This is a genomic window from Aeromonas sp. 97A (assembly GCF_051919185.1).
GTDB lineage: Bacteria > Pseudomonadota > Gammaproteobacteria > Enterobacterales > Aeromonadaceae > Aeromonas > Aeromonas veronii.
Genome location: NZ_JBQBFF010000001.1, coordinates 1,948,062 through 1,963,268 on the forward strand (window position 1 = coordinate 1,948,062; position 15,207 = coordinate 1,963,268).

General features: G+C 59.9%; 15 protein-coding genes and 1 tRNA gene. 8 read left to right on the forward strand and 8 right to left on the reverse strand.

The genetic code is table 11. The features are described from left to right. Window positions 1-2: 2 nt before the first annotated feature. Both ACTG27_RS08640 and ACTG27_RS08645 read right to left on the reverse strand, forming a co-directional pair. Complete coding sequence (locus tag ACTG27_RS08640) at window positions 3-923, reverse strand: DUF808 domain-containing protein (protein WP_439979501.1); 921 nt, start codon at window positions 921-923, stop codon at window positions 3-5. A gap of 1 nt (window position 924) precedes the next feature. Further along, complete coding sequence (locus ACTG27_RS08645) at window positions 925-1,065, reverse strand: hypothetical protein (protein WP_167572119.1); 141 nt, start codon at window positions 1,063-1,065, stop codon at window positions 925-927. Window positions 1,066-1,317: 252 nt separating this feature from the next. Between ACTG27_RS08645 and ACTG27_RS08650 the strand changes: the two genes are divergently transcribed. Further along, window positions 1,318-1,920, forward strand: coding sequence for a DUF924 family protein (locus ACTG27_RS08650; RefSeq protein WP_201950356.1), 603 nt, complete (start codon window positions 1,318-1,320; stop codon window positions 1,918-1,920). 63 nt (window positions 1,921-1,983) lie between these two features. Here the strand turns inward: ACTG27_RS08650 and ACTG27_RS08655 are convergent, their stop codons facing one another. From ACTG27_RS08655 to ACTG27_RS08675, 5 genes are all read right to left on the reverse strand, one after another. After that, window positions 1,984-3,603, reverse strand: a complete 1,620-nt coding sequence (locus ACTG27_RS08655; RefSeq protein WP_043819406.1) for a methyl-accepting chemotaxis protein — start codon at window positions 3,601-3,603, stop codon at window positions 1,984-1,986. Between the two features lie 104 nt (window positions 3,604-3,707). Then, the gene (locus tag ACTG27_RS08660) at window positions 3,708-4,967 is read right to left on the reverse strand and encodes a dicarboxylate/amino acid:cation symporter (protein WP_108611819.1); all 1,260 of its coding nucleotides are present in this window, start codon (window positions 4,965-4,967) and stop codon (window positions 3,708-3,710) included. 204 nt (window positions 4,968-5,171) lie between these two features. Next, window positions 5,172-5,603, reverse strand: coding sequence for a CC0125/CC1285 family lipoprotein (locus tag ACTG27_RS08665; protein WP_041235087.1), 432 nt, complete (start codon window positions 5,601-5,603; stop codon window positions 5,172-5,174). Window positions 5,604-5,819: 216 nt separating this feature from the next. Further along, a tRNA-Pro gene (locus ACTG27_RS08670) sits at window positions 5,820-5,896 on the reverse strand. A 112-nt stretch (window positions 5,897-6,008) separates the two neighbouring features. Further along, window positions 6,009-7,352, reverse strand: a complete 1,344-nt coding sequence (locus ACTG27_RS08675; RefSeq protein WP_005353068.1) for a dihydroorotase — start codon at window positions 7,350-7,352, stop codon at window positions 6,009-6,011. Between the two features lie 80 nt (window positions 7,353-7,432). Here ACTG27_RS08675 and ACTG27_RS08680 point away from each other — a divergent pair, with 80 nt between their 5' ends. Next, window positions 7,433-8,308: a 6-pyruvoyl trahydropterin synthase family protein gene (locus ACTG27_RS08680; protein ID WP_335819417.1), complete on the forward strand. Its 876-nt coding sequence runs from the start codon at window positions 7,433-7,435 to the stop codon at window positions 8,306-8,308. A gap of 71 nt (window positions 8,309-8,379) precedes the next feature. On the opposite strand, the gene ACTG27_RS08685 is transcribed toward ACTG27_RS08680, so the two are convergent. Next, complete coding sequence (locus ACTG27_RS08685; protein ID WP_439979502.1) at window positions 8,380-10,392, reverse strand: methyl-accepting chemotaxis protein; 2,013 nt, start codon at window positions 10,390-10,392, stop codon at window positions 8,380-8,382. A 252-nt stretch (window positions 10,393-10,644) separates the two neighbouring features. Between ACTG27_RS08685 and hinT the strand changes: the two genes are divergently transcribed. The 6 genes from hinT to ACTG27_RS08715 all read left to right on the forward strand — a co-directional run bounded on the left by hinT (window position 10,645) and on the right by ACTG27_RS08715 (window position 15,204). Continuing rightward, window positions 10,645-10,995, forward strand: a complete 351-nt coding sequence (hinT, locus tag ACTG27_RS08690; RefSeq protein WP_005334033.1) for a purine nucleoside phosphoramidase — start codon at window positions 10,645-10,647, stop codon at window positions 10,993-10,995. After that, the gene (locus tag ACTG27_RS08695) at window positions 10,995-12,431 is read left to right on the forward strand and encodes a COG3014 family protein (protein ID WP_162506341.1); all 1,437 of its coding nucleotides are present in this window, start codon (window positions 10,995-10,997) and stop codon (window positions 12,429-12,431) included. The genes hinT and ACTG27_RS08695 overlap by 1 nt, the downstream gene beginning before the upstream one ends. A gap of 82 nt (window positions 12,432-12,513) precedes the next feature. Next, window positions 12,514-12,912 carry a YcfL family protein gene (locus ACTG27_RS08700; RefSeq protein ID WP_439979503.1) on the forward strand — a complete coding sequence of 133 codons (399 nt, stop codon included), beginning with the start codon at window positions 12,514-12,516 and terminating at the stop codon, window positions 12,910-12,912. Further along, complete coding sequence (gene lpoB, locus ACTG27_RS08705) at window positions 12,912-13,508, forward strand: penicillin-binding protein activator LpoB (RefSeq protein WP_005334041.1); 597 nt, start codon at window positions 12,912-12,914, stop codon at window positions 13,506-13,508. Before ACTG27_RS08700 ends, lpoB begins: the two co-directional genes overlap by 1 nt. Next, a complete protein-coding gene (locus ACTG27_RS08710) occupies window positions 13,498-14,343 on the forward strand; it encodes a phosphotransferase (protein ID WP_439979504.1) in 846 nt (281 codons plus the stop codon). The genes lpoB and ACTG27_RS08710 overlap by 11 nt, the downstream gene beginning before the upstream one ends. Window positions 14,344-14,346: 3 nt before the next feature. After that, a complete protein-coding gene (locus ACTG27_RS08715; RefSeq protein WP_005353080.1) occupies window positions 14,347-15,204 on the forward strand; it encodes a DUF6279 family lipoprotein in 858 nt (285 codons plus the stop codon). The last annotated feature ends 3 nt before the right edge of the window (window positions 15,205-15,207 follow it).

A 15,207-nucleotide genomic window follows, 5' to 3' on the forward strand; every position in this document is an offset into this window, starting at 1 on the left:
GCTTATCCCTTGGCCGGGGCAATACGGCTCACCAGCGTCATCAAGACAACCAACAGCAGACCCGCCACCACACCGGCCACGGCGTTGAGCAGAGTCGGCGTCACCGCCGCCAGTACGGCCCCTACTGTGGGCAGGGTGGCGACAACAGCGGTTGCGCCTTCAATCAGGTGATGGGCAAAAGGCCAGCCATGCACCAGAATGCCGCCGCCCACCATAAACATGGCGATGGTGCCGACCAGTGCCAGCAGGTGCATCAGACGAGGAGCCGTTACCAACAGTCCCTGCCCCACCGCGCGGCGCAGGGCGCTGCCATCGTGCTTTTGCAGCAGATGCAGACCGATGTCATCGAGCTTGACGATCAGCCCCACCAACCCGTAGACCCCGATGGTCATCAGCAGGGCGATCCCCGCCACTACCGAGAGCTGCAGCGCGAGGCTTGCTCCCTGTACCGTGCCAAGAGCGATGACGATGATCTCGGCAGAGAGAATAAAATCGGTGCGGATCGCTCCCTTCACCTTCTGCTGCTCAAACGCCACCAGATCATCGGGAATAGAAGCTGTGTGTGCCTCACCCTCACTCGCCTCATGGGGCAGGAACTTGTGGGCCAGCTTCTCGGCCCCCTCAAAGCAGAGGTAGGCACCTCCCAGCATCAAGAGTGGCGTGATAAGCCAGGGCACCAGCGCACTGATGGCGATGGCGGCAGGCACCAGAATCAGCTTGTTGCGAAATGAGCCCTTGGCCACCGCCCACACCACCGGCAGCTCCCGCTCGGCACGCACTCCGGAAACCTGCTCCGCGTTGAGGGCCAGATCATCCCCCAACACCCCAGCAGTCTTCTTCGCCGCCATCTTGGTCATCAGCGCCACGTCATCAAGCACGCTGGCGATATCGTCGAGCAGGGCCAACAAACTGGTTCCAGCCATATCAAAGATCCCTTATATCAGTGAGAAACGTCTTCCCGAAAAATGTCTCGCGCTTGTTCACCACGAACTTGGTCATCAGCGCCACATCATCAAGCACGCTGGCGATATCATCGAGCAGGGCCAACAAACTGGTTCCGGCCATATCAAAGATTCCTTATATCAGTGAGAACAGCCCCCGGGAGAGAGGTTTACGTCCCGATAACCACCTGGGTCAACAGGACCACCTCATGGCGATCGCAGGCCATCATCGGCCGAGCCAAGAATTCGGCGCTCGCCATCAGGGGGTTACGTCTTTCGGGCAAAAGATGGCACAGTGTAACGAGAAGCCGCCGTTTCGGCAGCACCCTTGAGCCATTTGTTCCTGGTTCCCTCTGAATCACCTCAAGGAGTTCCCATGCAACCCTGGCAACCTCTGCTCGCTCTCTGGTTTGGCGACGAAGCCGATGACGTCCTGCGGGCCACACGGCAAGCCCCCCTCTGGTGGGGAAAAAGCAGCGAAACGGATGCCCTGCTGGCCAGCCGCTTTGGCGAGCTGGCAGAGGCGGCAGCCAAGGGCAGCCTCGCCCACTGGGCCGATGCTCCCAGCGGTCGGCTGGCGCTGCTCCTGCTGCTTGACCAGCTGCCCCGCAATATCCATCGCGGCACGCCTGCGGCCTTTGCCCAGGATCCGCTGGCACGGGATCTCTGCCTAAAAGGGCTATCCATCGGGGCTGACAAATCCCTCTCGCCACTGGAGCGGGTCTTCTTCTATCTGCCGCTAGAGCATGCCGAATCCCGCGAACAACAGGCCAGAAGTGTGGCGCTGTTCGAGGCACTGGCTGCCGAGCAGGCTGGCACACCGGCGCAGGCGACCTTTGCCGGATTTGCCGACTTTGCCCGCCGTCATCAGGTGATCATCGAACGCTTTGGCCGCTTCCCCCACCGCAACGACATTCTGGGTCGCACCAGCACACCGGAAGAGGCGACATTTTTGCAGCAACCGGGCTCAGGCTTCTAAGCAAGCCATATAAAAAATCCCCGCCAGCTGGCGGGGATAGCAGATGGATAACAACCGTCGGCGTTACTGAATGCGATAGCGGGATATCTGCTGGTGGATGCTCTCGGTGGTGACATTAAGCTCCTCGGCGGCGGCTGAGGTCTCTTCCGCTGTGCTGCTGGTTTGCTGCACGACCTGAGCAATCTGCTCTACCTGATGAGCGATCGACTCGGCAGCCGAACTCTGCTCGCGGATGGCATTGGTGATCTCGCCCACCTGATCCATCACCCGGTGCGACGCACTGCGGATCTCGGCAATAATGGCACCACTCTCTGTCGCCATGGTGACCCCCTGGCTCACCTTCTCCTCCACCAGATGCATGCGGGAGACCGTATTGTTCGACTCCTGCTGGATCGCCTCTACCGTGGCGGAGATCTCCTGGGTGGATTGGGCTGTGCGCTCAGCCAGTTTGCGCACTTCATCTGCCACCACCGCAAAGCCACGGCCGGACTCTCCGGCCCTCGCCGCCTCAATGGCCGCGTTCAAGGCCAGCAAGTTGGTCTGCCCCGCCACATCACGGATCACGTTGACCACACCGCCAATGCGCGAAATGCCCTCACCCAGCGCAATGACCTCGGCCGAGGCCTGCCGAATGGAGTCGGCGATCTCGTTGATGGCATGAACGGTGCGCTCGATGGTCCGGCCCCCCTCGGTCGCCAGTTGCCCCGACTCGTTGGTGATGCGGCTCGTCTCCTGAGTGCGCTGGGAGATATCTGTGATGCTGACCGTCATCTCTTCCACACCGGCGGCTATCAGACTGGTGGCATCATTGGCCTGATTAGCCGAGCTGGCCAAGTGTTGCGCTGCCTGAGAGAGGGATTCGGCAGTGCTCTTGATCTGCAAGCTGCCGACGGAAAATTCGGTAAATGTCTGTTGCAGCGTATCGAGCAGCCGGTTGACCGCATTGAGGGTCAGGCCAATCTCATCCTGCTGTTTCACATCAGCTCTCAGGGTAAAGTTGAGGTCGCGCTGGATCCGGGTCAGGGTATCCATGGCGGTGCGAAGGGGATTGGCCACCTGATTGAACAACCAGACAAACAGCCCCATCGTCAGCACGGTGGCACCACCGGCGATCAACAACAGGGTTTGCAGGCTGTTGTCATAATTCTCCTGACCCTGCTTCTTGAGCGCCAGTCCCAAATCCATATTGAAGTTGACGTGAAGTTCGATGGCCTTGGCAAATTGCTTGAACAGTCCGTATGCCTCTCCCGCCAGCATGTCTCTGGCTTCATCATTCTTGTTTTGGCGAGAGAGCTGCAGAACCTTGTCTATCTCCTGATAATATTGCGCGACAATGCGCTGATCATCGTCGGTCAGGCGCCGATCTTCGTCATTGGAGAGCATCTCTGCCTTATATTTGTCGAGCAGCGAATTGATTTGTCCCCGTATCTCGGTGATACCCGTTTCAATCTGCTGCATCTTGCTTGAGTCGGTATTGAGCACATGTGTTTGCACCAGCGAGTGCAATTCATAGAAATCGGCCTGTACTTCCTTAATCAGCGAAATACTGGGCACCGTATTGTCCGTCACATAGCTCAAATCACGGTTGCCTGCCCCAAGGCGATTGATACTGAACCAACTGAGAAAAATGAGCGTCAGCATCACCAGCAGCGCTATCAGTTGCAGTCGACGAGCAATATTCATAACCGTACACTCCAGATGGAAACTATCTAGCAGTGTAGACGAGCCATAAACAATAACGGCCCGCATTGGCGGGCCGTTGTTGTTTATTTTTCATGGCTTTGTGATCAGGCTTTGGCTGGCTCACTCTCGCCCAGCGCGACGGTTTCACCCAGACTGTCTTCGGTCTTGGCGACCACGCTGGCGGCGATGGCGTTGCCCAGCACGTTGGTGGCAGAGCGGCCCATATCGAGGAAGTGATCGATCCCCAGCAGCAGCAGGATGCCCGCTTCCGGAATATGGAACTGGTTCAGGGTAGCGGCAATCACCACCAGAGAGGCGCGCGGTACCCCGGCCATCCCCTTGGAGGTGACCATCAGCAGCAGCAGCATGGTGATCTGCTGGGCCATGGAGAGCTCGATACCATACGCCTGGGCGATGAACATCACCGCGAAGGTGCAGTACATCATGGAGCCATCGAGGTTGAAGGAGTAACCCATCGGCAGCACGAAGCTGGCGATGCGCTTGTCACAACCGAACTTCTCCAGACGATCCAGAGTCTTCGGATAGGCGGCTTCGGAGCTGGCAGTCGAGAAGGCGAGCAGGATGGGTTCGCGGATCATCGCCAGCAACTTGATGACGCGACTACGCAGGAAGACGCTGCCCATGGCGATCAGCAGCAGCCAGAGGCAGGCCAGCGCGATATAAAACTGAGCCATAAAGCTGCCGTAGGTAACCAGAATACCCAGCCCCTCTTTGGCCACCATGGCGGCGATGGCGCCAAACACCGCGAACGGTGCAAAGTTCATCACATAACCGGTCACTTTCAGCATGATCTCGGCAGCGCTGGCCATCAGCACCACCACCGGCTTGGCCAGATCGCCGAGCGCGGCGGCAGCCAGACCGAAGAAGAGGGAGAAGACCACGATCTGCAGGATCTCGTTGGTGGCCATCGCCTCGACCACGCTCTTGGGGATGGCGTGGGTCACAAAATCTTTCAGGGTAATGGCACCGGCAGCAATGCCCGAGCTGGCGGTGTCATTGGGCAGGGAGAGCGAGAGACCCACACCCGGCTGCATCAGGGTCACCATCACCAGACCCAGGCTCAGGGACATCAGGGAGGCCAGCATGAACCAGCCGAGGGTCTTGGCACCGATACGCCCCACGGTGCGGGTGTCGCCCATCTTGGCGATACCGACCACCAGGGTAGTGAAGACCAGGGGAGCGATGATCATCTTGATCAGGCGCAGGAAGATATCGGTCAGGATCGTGATGTTATTGGCGAAATCCGCAGCCTGATCTGCGGCAAACATCCGATAGCCCTGGCCGGTGAGGATGCCAAACATCATGGAGATGAGGATGGCGACCGTCAGTTTATTCATTTTCATGGGGGAGTCCCGGTTTTGATTGGTGCAAGCCGTAAACAGTGGCGTGGGAGCCACTACAGTCCGTTTTTGTGATCCGAGCCGTTGATTCCTGGCGGCTGGTATGCTGGGAGAATGCCTAAAAGCAGGGGGTAAATCTAGAGGCTTTATCCAGAATTTTATCCTGCCATTAGGTGTATGTGATATGGATCTTGCAAACCACCAATATTAATCACTGTTTATTTTGATTTCGGCGAGATATTTCGCATTCAGAGTTCGCTCATCGAGTGCCCGTGGCAACAGGCGAAAAGTGAGCAGCGCCGAGATGGTATGCTGCACCTGCATCTGGGCCATAAAGAGATCCGGTTCATCCTCGTCAAAGCCAAAGATCGGCCGTGATGGGGTCACCCTGACGGCATCGCGGTTAATGGTCAGCTCATCGACCTTGAGCCAGGAGTAACCCTCTGCCAGTGCCAGCTCCCCTGCCCGCTTGAGCACATATTTGCGGGCGGTCTCCCTGTCCACCAGATCGTTGCCGACAAACTCCAGTTGCCACTTGTCCGGGCCAAGCCGGGTCTGGGAAAAACCGGTCTGGCCGTTCCAGAATGACTTTTCACTCTCGTAAGGGGTGGCGCAGCCCACCAGCAGCAGGGTGAGCATCAGCAGACAACAGGGTTTAGATACGGATGCAGACACGAGAGGCCTCGCCAGGCAAATGAGCAACAGAATCGTTACTACACCATAAAGCGCGATGGCTGCACAATCGACTCACGCCAACAGAGACCCGCATGCATCACCACTGGCTTCACGCCTGTGCGGCAAATCGCAGGCAAAAGAAAAGGCCTTGTCGTTTGACAAGGCCTTTACCGGGGAATTTGGTCGGTGTGAGAGGATTCGAACCTCCGACCCTCTACACCCCATGCAGATGCGCTACCTGGCTGCGCTACACACCGACGGAGTCAGCTCGGCTGACGGGGGCAGAGTTTATGGAGATGACCCTGCCCTGTCAACAGGGAAACGCCGCCAATTCCTCGGCCACGGTGCGTTCGCCTGCTTTGCGAACAATCAGCGGTTAAAGGTCAGCCGCTTGCCCAGGATCTGGTCAGTCACCTGCCCGTTTTGCCAGGCGATCTGGCCATTCACCAGCGTCATCTCCACCGTGCTGTGGAAGCGGTAGCCGTTGAAGGGCGACCAGCCACAGTGGTAGAGGATGTTGTCATCGTTGACCACATAGGGCTTGCCCAGATCCAGCAGCACCAGATCGGCGAAGTAGCCCTCGCGGATATAACCGCGATCCTGCACCTGGAAGCGCTCGGCCACCGCATGGGAGGTCTTCTTGACGATAGTCTCCAGGGTAAACACGCCGTTGTGGTAGAGCTCCAGCAGCGCCTGCAAAGAGTGCTGCACCAGCGGCACACCGGACGGCGCCTTGAAGTAGCTGTTCTGCTTCTCTTCCCAGGTGTGGGGCGCGTGGTCGGTGGCGATGATGTCGAGCACGTCGTTACGTACCGCATCCAGCAGTGCCTGCTGGTCGGCGGCACTCTTCACCGCAGGGTTGCACTTGATCAGGCTGCCCTGTGTCTCGTAATCGGCTTCATTGAAGAAGAGGTGGTGAACGCACACCTCGGCGGTGATGTTCTTGTCCTTCAGCTCGCTCAGGTCGTGGCTGGCGGTAAAGAGCGACAGCTCCTTGGCCGAGGTCAGATGCAGCACGTGCAGCTTGGCACCGTACTGCTTGGCCAACGCCACCGCCATGCTGGAGGATTTGTAGCACGCTTCGTCGCTGCGAATACGGCCGTGCTCGCCCATCGGCACATTCTCGCCCCACTTGGCCCGTGCCGCCTCTTCCGCCTTGGCGATGGTCGGGGTGTCTTCGCAGTGGGTGACAATCATCACCGGACTTTCGCGGAAGATGGCCGCCAGGGTCTCCTGATTGTCCACCAGCATGTTGCCGGTCGAGGAGCCCATAAACACCTTGACCCCGCAGGACTGCTTGGGGTCGAGACGCTTGATCTCTTCAAGGTTGTCGTTGGTGGCACCGAGATAGAAGCTGTAGTTGGCGACGGAGGAGTTGGCGGCGATCTGGTATTTGGCTTCGAGGGCGTCGAGGGTGGTGGTCTGGGGATTGACGTTGGGCATTTCCATGAAACTGGTGGTGCCACCGGCGACGGCGGCGCGGGATTCGCTGGCAATAGTCCCCTTGTGGGTCAATCCCGGCTCCCGGAAGTGGACCTGATCATCGATCATTCCGGGGATGAGATGGCGACCTGCGGCATCGATCACCAGCGCATCGGGCGCCTCGATATCCGGGGCGATGCGGGCAATCCGTTCCCCCTCGATCAACACATCGGAGGCATAGATGCGGCCTTCGTTGACCAAGGTGGCATTCTTGATAAGCAGTTTGTTCATGGGGGGTTCCAGTTCCTTTGCCGATAATCGCGGGTCATAATAGCGCAAAACTGCCCTTTCTCTGTAGCAAGGCCTGACTGATGAAGTTATTTGTAAGAGATTTGACCGTGATCGACTCCAGCTACCTGTGCGAACGCCGCGGCATGGTGGGCGAGAGCTGGCTGGTAGATATCGAAATGAGCGGTGAGCTCAACGAAATGAGCATGCTGCTGGACTTTGGCCGGGTAAAGAAGCTGATCAAGTCGATCATTGATGAAGAGGTGGACCACAAGCTGCTGGTGCCGACCGAGTGCCCACTGATCCACGTCGAGACACTGGATGGTGACGAAAGCACAGTGGATCTGCTGCGCCCGGGTCGCTCCATCCATCTGCGCTGCCCATCCCAGGGCTTTGCCTTTATCCCGGCCCCGCAAGTTGATAAAGAGTCGGTGACCCGCTACCTGCTGGCGGTACTGGCCAAACGGCTGCCGGGCAATATCAAGGATCTCTCCCTGACCCTGCGTCAGGAGGCGATCACCGGCGCCTTCTACCACTACAGCCACGGCCTGAAAAAGCACGATGGCAACTGCCAGCGCATCGCCCACGGCCACCGCTCTCCCATCGAGATCCACGTCGATGGCGAGCGCGACCAGGAGCTTGAGCTCAACTGGGCCGAACGCTGGGGGGATATCTACCTCGGCACCGAGGAGGACAAGGTGGCGCTGACCGAGCTCGCTTTGAGCCCTCGCGCCAATGCCCAGCTTGGCGAGCATCACTGCGGCTTCAAATATGTGGCGCCGCAAGGGCTGTTCCAGCTGGCCATCCCCAGCACCGAGGTGGAGATGATCGACACCGACACCACGGTCGAGCTGCTGGCCTGCTATATTGCCCGCGAAGTGAAGAAGATGGTGGGCGACAAGTTCGTCAAGATTGTCGCCTATGAAGGGGTCGGCAAGGGCGCGATTGCCTACGCCTGATCCCCTTGTCACTACCGTAATAAAGAGAAGGCCCCGCATCTGCGGGGCCTTGTTGTTTCAACTCTCGACCATCAGGCGCTGAGGCGGAAGCGCTTGACCAGGCTCTCCTGCTGCTCGGCAAGGGAGTCCAGCTGCTGGCTGGTCTCGGCTACCCGCTCAATCCCCTGATAGTTGAGATCCGAGATATCGGAGATGCGGTTGAGGTTGGTGGCGATATCGGCGCTGGTGGCCTGTTGCTGCTCGGCGGCAGAGGCGATCTGGCTCGACATGTCGCTGATCAGCACCACAATCCCCTGCACCTCCTCCATGGCGTTGTTGGCGTGAGAACTCTGATCCACGCAGCTGTCCATCTCGCGGGAGCACTCCTGCATCACGGTCACCGCCTTGGCAACTCCCTGCTGCAGGTTTTCGATCATGGTCTGGATCTCGCTGGTGGACTGGGCGGTACGGCCCGCCAGACTGCGCACCTCATCCGCCACCACCGCAAATCCGCGCCCCTGCTCGCCGGCCCGCGCCGCTTCGATGGCGGCGTTGAGGGCCAGCAGATTGGTCTGCTCGGCGATGCCTCGAATGACATCGAGGATATTGCCGATCTGGCTGCTCATGGCGCTCACATCGCCAATCACCTTGCCAGTCTGTTGCAGCTTGCCCGCCAGCTGATGAGTGGTGGTGATATTGCCGGCCATCACCTTGCGCCCCATCTCGGAGGCCTTCTCCACATCCTGCACCCGCTCCAGGGTCTGGTTGGCAGCCTGCGCCACCTCCCGCACCGAGGCCTCCATCTGGGTCATGGCGGCGGCGACCGAGGCGGTCTCCTGCCGCTGTTTCTCCAGATCCGCCCGCACTGATTCGGTAGTGTGGCGGTTGCCGTGGGCGGCATCGTTAAGCTGGGCAGACGCTTGTGAAAGCTGTGCCAGCACCTCCCCCATCTGGGCAATCAACAGGTTGATCTGGCTGCCCAGCTGGCCGAATTCGTTCTTGCTCTGAAAACCGATGCGCTGGGTCATGTCGCCCTGGGTCACTTCGGTCAGCACCCGCAGCAACTCCCTGAGCGGACGGCGAATGGCCTTGCCCAGGGTATAAGCCACCAGCATGGCGATCAGGATGGCGACGACGATGCTGGTTCCCTGGGTCAGGGTGCTCTGGCTCTGTGTGGCTTTGGCGTGCTGAATGCTTTGACTCATCAGCTGCTGACTCTGGCCGGTGATCCGCTCAAGCCGGTTCTGGATCTCGACGATCAGGGCGCTCGCCTGCTTGCTCTTCTCCCGCATCTGTTCCTGCTGCTTCATCAGCGCCAGATACTGGGAGAGCACGCCTTCGCTTGCGGTAGTGTCGCGCACAAAGCCATGAACATAGTGGCCCATGTCGTTCTCGAAGTTCTTCAGCTCCCCCTGCAGATCCTTGATGGTGCTGTTGAACCCCTCGATCTGCATCTTGTTGCGCTTGAGCGCCCCTTCGATGGGAGCCGGAATGCTCTGGTTGAGGGCGTCCATGGTGGAGAGTTCGATGGCGGAGAGCTTGGTGGTCAGGGTCTCGGAGAGCATCTTGATAAAGCTGTCGTCGATGGTGACCATCATGTCACCCAGACTCTTCTTGAACTGGGGCAGACTGACCTGAAACTGCCCCTTGGCCAGATTGACCTTGTGCAGCCGGGTGAGCAGCGCCTCGTGTTCGCCGGGCAGGGTATCGGTCAGTTGCAGATAGCTGTCGACCTGCTGGCTGAGGCTGCTCATCTCCCCTTGCAGTTCGGGGTGGTGGGCCACCTGCTGGCGCAAGACGTCGAGGCTCTTGCCCACCGCAGCTTTGGCCTGTTTCAGTTCGGCCACTTCGGCTGGCAGCTGTTTGGGGTCCTGCTCGGTGAGCACATCCCCCAGCCACTTGTTGGCGCTGAGCAGGGTGATCTGGGTCTGGCTGCTGGCAATCACCAGCGGCATAGACTGCTGGGTCACCTGCTCCAGTGCGTTCCCCAGGGTCTCCTGACTACGAAATGTGAGCAGTGAACTGGCCACCATCACGGCCACCAGGATCGCGAAGCCAAGGTAGACTCGCTGCAAGATGGAGAGATCCGACATTGTTTGTTTCATTATTGTCCCGCTGTATATGCAAAAGTCCCTTGCCTGAGTACCCCGTCCTTTTGATACCCTGCAGACCACCCTGAACAGGCGCTGCAGATGACGTCCCTCTGGCTATCGGTATTTTTAACAATAACTGAAGGGAATGGGACATCAGCTGTGTCAAATGTCGGCTTGTGTCACACTTGGCGTGCTGCTCGCCCCCCTTTCGGGAGCCGCTTGGGGTTCTAGTTCAATTTTCTGTTTCATATAAGGGAGTTAGCCATGGCGCAAGAAACCATTTTCAGCAAAATCATCCGTAAAGAGATCCCCGCCGACATCCTTTATCAAGACGATCTGGTCACCGCATTCCGGGATATCCAGCCCAAGGCCAAGACCCATATTCTGATCATCCCCAATGTACTGATCCCCACCGTCAATGACGTGGAAGCCGAACATGAACTGGCCCTTGGCCGGATGTTCACCGTGGCCCGCAAACTGGCCGCCGAGGCTGGCATCGCCGAAGATGGCTACCGCCTCATCATGAACTGCAACCGCCACGGCGGGCAGGAGGTCTACCACATCCACATGCATCTGGTCGGTGGCCAGCCGCTGGGACCGCTGCTCAGCCTGTAATGAATCGCCACGCCTCAACCTGCCGCAGCGCCCTGTTGCTCTGCGGCGCCCTGCTGTTGCTGGGAGGCTGTGCCTCCCGCTGGCAGGATATGTTCGTCTCCTACTCCGATCAGATGGTGCCCCTGCGCAACCAACTGCTGTTGGGCCATGCCGCCGAGGCGCTGCCCGAGGTGCGCGACTCCACCCTTGGGGATGACACCTTTGTGCTGGATCGGCTCGAACAGGGGCGCATTGCCTGGCTCGCCGGTCAGGATGCGGGCAGCAAGCAGGCGTTCACCGCCGCCGACAGTCGCCTTCAGTGGGAAGACAATCAGGCCGAATACCGGCTGAGTCACGGTCTGGATCAGGTGGGCAGTCTGCTCACCAACGATCAGTCGATGGCCTATCGTACTCCCGATTACGAACGCACCATGCTGCACCACTATCTGGCCCTCAACTACCTGCAACGGGGTGATGCCGATGGTGCCCTGGTGGAGGTGCGCCGGGCCAATCAGGTGCAGGAGCAGGCCCTGAAACGGCGAGCCGATGAGGTGCGCAAGGCGAAGGATGAGAGCGAAGAGGCCGAAGCAGAAGGCGAGATGCGCCAGCTGATGTCGCGCGGCGCACCGGATCTCGACCGGTTGATCGGCAAGGTCAAAAATGGTTTTCAGAACGCCTACACCTTCTATTTTTCCGCCGTGCTCTATGAGGCGGCCGGGGATCTCAACGATGCCTGGGTCGACTATCAGCGCGGCTACCAGATAGCGCCGGAAAACCGCAGCCTGCAAGATGCCTTGCTGCGTCTGGCGCGGCTGCGTGGCTCACCGGACGAGATCCGCGAGACCGAGAAAAAGATAGGCCGCAAAGCACCGCCGCTTGCAAAAGATCAAGGCCAATTGGTGGTGCTGTTTGAAGATGGTTTGATCCCGGCACGGCGCGAACTGTTCCTGCCGCTGCCCATCTCCACCTCCCGCGGTGATTTTCGCACCTTTACCGTCGCCATCCCCTATTACGATAATCGGGCCAGCGACACCGGCCCGCTGACGGTGGAGGTCGGCAAGCGGGTCGAGCAGACCAGCGAGCTGGTCAGGCTGGAAGCGCTGGCCGCCAAAGATCTGCAGGAGCGGCTGCCCGGCATGCTGACCCGCCAGGCGCTGCGACTGGTGGCCAAGGAGCAGATGCGCCGCACCGCCGCCAAAGAGGGGGGGGATGTGGGCAATATTCTGGTGGGGATCTTCAACACTCTCTCGGAGCGGGCCGATACCCGCAGCTGGCTGACGCTGCCAGCTCAGGCATCGAGCTGGCAGGGGATGGTGCCGGCAGGTGACATCAATCTCACTCTGGGCGCAGGGGCAGCGCAGCGGCAATTGCCGCTCACCATCCACAAGGGACGCACCACCCTGGTCTGGGTACAGCGCCTCGGCGCCGGTCTGACCACCCGGGTGATGCCGCTCTGAGCTGATGGCGAAGGAGATGAGCAAGACAATTAACCGGGCAGGCTCACACGCGGCCCCACTCACCCCGATTAAGGAGAGCAAGATGAAAGCATACGGGTTGGCCCTCGGGCTCGCACTGCTGCTGACCGGCTGCGCCACCAACACCTCCGGCGTGGCGCTCTATGGCCCGGCGGGCGGTGCACCAGTGGCGGAGCAGCATCAAAACGTCAACGTCACCCTGACCGAGCTGAGCCGCCGCCAGCAAAATGGCCTGCTGCAGGTCAATGTGGCCGCCGCCAGCACCCAGCGCGGCGATAACAAGCTGCAATATATCTTCTATTGGTATGATGAGGCCGGTCAGGAGGTCGCCAGCGATGGCCGCGGCTGGATCCCCATCAAGCTGCATGGTTATCAGACCCGCACCCTCTCGGCCCTGGCGCCCAGCCCGGCGGCGCAGGGTTACCGGATTTACGTACGCGAAGTGATTGAGGAATCCTACTGATGAAAATGAATCATGCCCTGCTGATATTGACCTCTGCATTGCTCTTGGGCGGCTGCTCCAGCACCACCGTCAGCTATGGCGATCCCACTGAAACCGAAACCGTCACCGTCGATTACGGCTCAAGCGACCTGCAGGCCATCGCCGACAAGATGGCGGACTCCATGCTCGCCTCCCCTGCCACCAGCGAGATCACCGCAGGCGGTCGTCCGGTGATGTTTATGGACTCTATCCGCAACAAGACCTCCGAGCACATCGATACCGAGGCCATCACCGATACCATCCGCACCAAGTTGCTGCGGGCCGGCAAGTTCCGCTTCGTCGACATGAGCAAGGTGGCCGCCGTCAAGCAGCAGCTCGAATACCAGCAGAGCAGCGGCATGGTAGATCCTGCCTCCATGGTGCGTCTGGGCAAGCAGACCGGTGCCCGCTACATGGTCTATGGCAACCTCGCCAGCATCGTCAAGGACAATGGCAAGGTGAAAGATGTCTACTACCAGATGACCATGAACCTGATGGATCTGCAAAACGGCGAACTGCTCTGGGCCGATCAGAAAGAGATCCGCAAACAGGCGAAGAAATCCACCTTTGGCTGGTAACAAGCTCCCGGTGACAGGCAACCGTGACCCGCTACTGGCCCGCCTGCCCGCCCCCTGGCGGGAGGGGCAGCTGGAACCACTCGGGTTAGGTCTGACCAACTGCAACTATCGACTGCGCCTCCCCTCGGGGCGCAGTTACTTTTTGCGTCAGGGCCACTCCGACCCGGTGCGCCTTGGCATCGACCGTCCCACCGAGTGGCAGCTTTATCAGGGAGCGATGGCAGAAGGGTTGGCGCTGCCCTGCCACTATGGCGATCCCGCCAGCGGTCTGATGCTGCTCGAATGGTGCGATGAGCCAAACTGGGTACACGCGGCGCCACCAGCAGTCGATCAGCCCCGTCTGCTGGCTGAGGTGCTGCGCAAGCTCCATCGCCTGCCGCTGCCTGCGGTGGTGATGGCGGTGCGAGCCCACGCCGCGGGCTATCGCGCCAGACTGGCCCACATCCCCTCCTGGCTGCCCGCCCTGGAGCGGAGCTTGCTCGTCAGCAGTGAGCCAAATGATTGCTGGCACCCTTGCCACCATGATCTCAATCCGGCTAACTTGTTGGGAAGCAAACCCTGGGTCATCGACTGGGAGTATGGCGCGGCAGGTCACCCCGGCTTTGAGCTCGCCAGCATCCAGCGCACCCATGAGTGGCCCGCCGAGCGGCGCGACGAGCTGGAAGTGCACTATCTGCAGGCCGTGCCGCGCCACCAGTGGCCCGATTTTCAGAGCGAGGCTTTTTTACCCTGGGTCGACTATATCGGCCTGCTCTGGGCCCTGCTGATGGCAGAGCAACAGCCCTCACTCGACTATGACACCCTGATCGCCATCAACCGGCAACGACTGGAGTAACAGATGATAAACAAGGTGCGCTGGCACAAGCCGAAAACCTGGGGTCTGCTGCTGATCGGCCTGCTGCTGACCGGCTGCTCCACTCGGGTGATCTACTACTGGCTCGATACCGCCATCATCTGGCAGCTGGATGACTACTTTGCCCTCTCCTATTCGCAGAAGGATCTGCTCAGCCGCGAAGTGAAGGGGCTGATGGCCTGGCATCGCCAACACGAGCTGCCGCGCTACGCCAAGGATCTCGATGCGCTGGCCAAGGCGGTGGCCAGCCCCATGACGCCGGAGCAGATCTCGACCAACCTAGATGCGGTGCAGCAGAGCCTGACCCGCACGCTGGAAAATACTATCCCCCGCGCGGTCAGGCTGGCGCGCACCCTGACCGACGAGCAGGTGGCCCGCTTTATGACCGATCGGGTCAAGCGGCAACAGGAGCGGCAAAAGGACTTTGCCACTGAGCCCAAAGAGCAGATGCTGGCGGAGTTTCGCGACAAGATGAACAAGCGGCTCGAATTCTGGATTGGCGAGGTGAAACCGGCACAGGCGCCACTGGTGGCCCAGTGGGCCGAATGGCAATACGAGCTGATGCCCCCCTGGCTCGAGTTTCAGGAGTCCTGGACCCAGGAGCTGGACAGGCTGATGAAGCAGCGCCAGAGTCCCGACTTTACCCGCGAGCTGACTGACCTGCTGGCCGAGGGGGATGGGCTGATGGATGGCCGCTTTACCGGCTATACCGAACAGTCGCGCCAGCGTACCGTCAACTGGCTGAGCGCCATGAGCCAGTCGCTGGATATCTCCCAGCGGGCCCATCTCTACTCCCTGCTCAAGGGCTACGCCCGCGACTTCAAGCAGATGAGCGGCAGCTGACGA

What these genes read in the sequence shown, in the direction of transcription:
- ACTG27_RS08640 (WP_439979501.1), bottom strand. Translation starts at nt 923, where the DNA reads ATGGCTGGAACCAGTTTGTTGGCCCTGCTCGACGATATCGCCAGCGTG.
- ACTG27_RS08645 (WP_167572119.1), bottom strand. Translation starts at nt 1,065, where the DNA reads ATGGCCGGAACCAGTTTGTTGGCCCTGCTCGATGATATCGCCAGCGTG.
- ACTG27_RS08650 (WP_201950356.1), top strand. Translation starts at nt 1,318, where the DNA reads ATGCAACCCTGGCAACCTCTGCTCGCTCTCTGGTTTGGCGACGAAGCC.
- ACTG27_RS08655 (WP_043819406.1), bottom strand. Translation starts at nt 3,603, where the DNA reads ATGAATATTGCTCGTCGACTGCAACTGATAGCGCTGCTGGTGATGCTG.
- ACTG27_RS08660 (WP_108611819.1), bottom strand. Translation starts at nt 4,967, where the DNA reads ATGAAAATGAATAAACTGACGGTCGCCATCCTCATCTCCATGATGTTT.
- ACTG27_RS08665 (WP_041235087.1), bottom strand. Translation starts at nt 5,603, where the DNA reads ATGCTCACCCTGCTGCTGGTGGGCTGCGCCACCCCTTACGAGAGTGAA.
- ACTG27_RS08675 (WP_005353068.1), bottom strand. Translation starts at nt 7,352, where the DNA reads ATGAACAAACTGCTTATCAAGAATGCCACCTTGGTCAACGAAGGCCGC.
- ACTG27_RS08680 (WP_335819417.1), top strand. Translation starts at nt 7,433, where the DNA reads ATGAAGTTATTTGTAAGAGATTTGACCGTGATCGACTCCAGCTACCTG.
- ACTG27_RS08685 (WP_439979502.1), bottom strand. Translation starts at nt 10,392, where the DNA reads ATGAAACAAACAATGTCGGATCTCTCCATCTTGCAGCGAGTCTACCTT.
- hinT (WP_005334033.1), top strand. Translation starts at nt 10,645, where the DNA reads ATGGCGCAAGAAACCATTTTCAGCAAAATCATCCGTAAAGAGATCCCC.
- ACTG27_RS08695 (WP_162506341.1), top strand. Translation starts at nt 10,995, where the DNA reads ATGAATCGCCACGCCTCAACCTGCCGCAGCGCCCTGTTGCTCTGCGGC.
- ACTG27_RS08700 (WP_439979503.1), top strand. Translation starts at nt 12,514, where the DNA reads ATGAAAGCATACGGGTTGGCCCTCGGGCTCGCACTGCTGCTGACCGGC.
- lpoB (WP_005334041.1), top strand. Translation starts at nt 12,912, where the DNA reads ATGAAAATGAATCATGCCCTGCTGATATTGACCTCTGCATTGCTCTTG.
- ACTG27_RS08715 (WP_005353080.1), top strand. Translation starts at nt 14,347, where the DNA reads ATGATAAACAAGGTGCGCTGGCACAAGCCGAAAACCTGGGGTCTGCTG.